Origin of the sequence: Bacillus sp. JJ722 (genome assembly GCF_036963345.1) — a bacterium.
Lineage (GTDB): Bacteria > Bacillota > Bacilli > Bacillales > DSM-1321 > Bacillus_AD.
This window is the reverse complement of sequence record NZ_JBALMO010000256.1, coordinates 1-2,246: the sequence shown is the minus strand read 5'-3', so window position 1 is coordinate 2,246 and position 2,246 is coordinate 1. Positions and strand designations below refer to the sequence as shown.

Annotated in this window: 4 protein-coding genes; all 4 read left to right on the top strand. The window is 29.1% G+C overall.

Annotation, left to right across the window (positions count from 1 at the left end; genetic code table 11):
• Nucleotides 1–83: 83 nt before the first annotated feature.
• Nucleotides 84–233 carry a hypothetical protein gene (locus tag V7014_RS23100; RefSeq protein ID WP_335510754.1) on the top strand — a complete coding sequence of 50 codons (150 nt, stop codon included), beginning with the start codon at nt 84–86 and terminating at the stop codon, nt 231–233.
• A gap of 165 nt (nt 234–398) precedes the next feature.
• Entirely contained in the window at nt 399–1,358 is a 960-nt protein-coding gene (locus V7014_RS23095; RefSeq protein ID WP_335510752.1) for a polyprenyl synthetase family protein, read from the top strand.
• A complete protein-coding gene (gene comX, locus V7014_RS23090) occupies nt 1,359–1,514 on the top strand; it encodes a competence pheromone ComX (protein WP_335510750.1) in 156 nt (51 codons plus the stop codon). It abuts the gene before it with no gap.
• 9 nt (nt 1,515–1,523) lie between these two features.
• The coding region (locus tag V7014_RS23085; protein WP_335510749.1) for a hypothetical protein at nt 1,524–2,246 on the top strand (723 nt) is incomplete at its 3' end.

Sequence of the window (2,246 nt, the reverse complement as noted above, 5' to 3'; positions counted from 1 at the left end):
CAAACTTTTTTGTTTGCTACGACGTCTTTTAAATGCAATTAAATATTTTTACATTAGAAAGTTGAAAAAGATGTTTAACAAAAATGTTAACAGGGGTTGCTGTAACTTCCGTGTTATTTGCGGGAACAGTACATGCAGCGAGTGTAAATGGAGTAGGTAGCCAGGCTACAAAATCTTCTCCTATTATTAAAAAAGTAGAAATGGACGTAACTGGTGATAAAAAAGCAGATTGATTACTTTTAACTCTCAAATTAATTTTTCTTATTATTTTTGATTGTTTTAAATAATAAGTTTACGCAATGCCGCAAATTTATTGCGGTATTGCGTAAACTTAGTGTCGTATTGTGTAAGAAGATTACGAATGGTGATATAATCCTATTATGGGATGATCTCCTGTTTTGAGATTATTAATGAAAGGGGGAAAGGAAATTAAAGAGTTACTAGGCAAAATAATAGTAGACTACACAAGTGATAGTCAGTTGCAAGCCGATTTAATAGAAGTATTTGAGGATAAGTCTAGAGATTATCACTTTCCTTTTGCGAAATCACTCGAATTGCATTATTCTGTTTTTTCGGAAAACCACCATGATGAGAGTAAATTAAATGATTTAAAATCATGTATCGAACTGCTCATTTTAGCTCTAGATATTATTGATGATCTTCAAGATAACGATAATAATGAATCCATTTGGATGAAGAATAATCAAGCATCTGCAATCAATGTATCTATTAGTTTAATGACTATATTCCAACATAAGTTATTAGAAGTTGTAGATAATAAAGTCTTAATTCAAAATCTGACAAACTATTTGTTAAAAGCAATTGAAGGGCAACATCAAGATATTAATGGAATTCATAATGTCCAGCAATATTTAGATATGACTAGACAAAAGTCTGGCAGCCTGATGGCTTTAACAAATATTTTAGGATTGCCTGTAGAGAATTCAGATTATTTGCGAATTGTGGAAGATTACTCATACGATTTAGGTTTAATTGCTCAGATTTCTAATGATATCCGAGATGTCATTCAATTCGATGAAAAAAGTGATTGGAAACTCAGAAAGAAAACCTTGCCAATTCTATATTTGTTGAATCCTTCTATCAAGGAAGGAGAAATAGTAAGAAGCTACTACTATGGTGATCTAAGTTTTGAAGAATTACTTCCTCAAAAAAATGAATTGATAACCACTCTCAAACAATCTGGAGCGCTTAGTTTCGCTTTTGCACAAAAAATAATCTACGAAAATAGAGTAATGAATAAAATCAATAGTTTACCACTAAGTTCAAACAAAAAAGAAACCTTGTGTGAACATCTATTAAATAAAACAAAATTACCAATAGAAAAGGAGTTGATTTAGATGGAATTAGCTATCTACAATCTTATTAATAATCCAGATATTTTAGAAAAGGTGAAAGAAAAAAAGGCATCTCTATTAGGTGTTACTCGTGAAGAACAAGATGCAATTGTGGAGTCTTTAGGTAAAGTTAGAATTAATGCATATTTTTGGCTATAGGCTGGAATTTTGCGTAACATTTCATTTTTCACCTGGTCATTCGTAGCAGTTTTAATATGTGCGTGTTATTTAATCAGCATAATAATTGTACATCCTTTAGTAGGGATTAAGTTAACTCCAGTAAGCGATGGGGTTTGTAAAGTAGTTGAGCTGTATCCAAATGGATGGGCGAAATATAAAAATATTAGAATAAATGATTTGGTATATTGTCAGAAAGATAAAAATGATCCAGTATTTAAGTTAGAAAAAGTAGATGAAGTAGTAGTTTATGATGGAGAGAAGAAATATAGTAAAGGGATTTCCTATTATGGAATGCCCTTTAGTTTTATTTTTTTTAGTTTTATTCATATATTGTACTTTTGTATTAGTTTTATAATAGCGATAATTCTATATTTAAAAAATAAGGGAAATAAACAATATAGGATTATTTCTTTAATAATTGTTTTAATTAGTCTAGGATACTTGAGTGGTGGTGTATCCGCTAGAGAAGATACCTTTGGCGTTTTTATAACCATATTATGCATGTGGCTAACACCGATAGTATTAATTGAATATTTAAATACTATGATTCCATCAGATAAAAAATTTAAGTCAACTAAGTTTACCTATATTTTATTAATATTATTAGCAATTATTAGTTTATTTTTTTTACAAGAAGTAAGAGTAATTTTTACATTCTTATTACTTATATTTGTACTAATTGTGTTTTTTGTGAAGAAATATAAATATATT

Coding starts and splice junctions, on each gene's coding strand:
- V7014_RS23100 (WP_335510754.1), top strand. CDS start 84: ATGTTAACAGGGGTTGCTGTAACTTCCGTGTTATTTGCGGGAACAGTA.
- comX (WP_335510750.1), top strand. CDS start 1,359: ATGGAATTAGCTATCTACAATCTTATTAATAATCCAGATATTTTAGAA.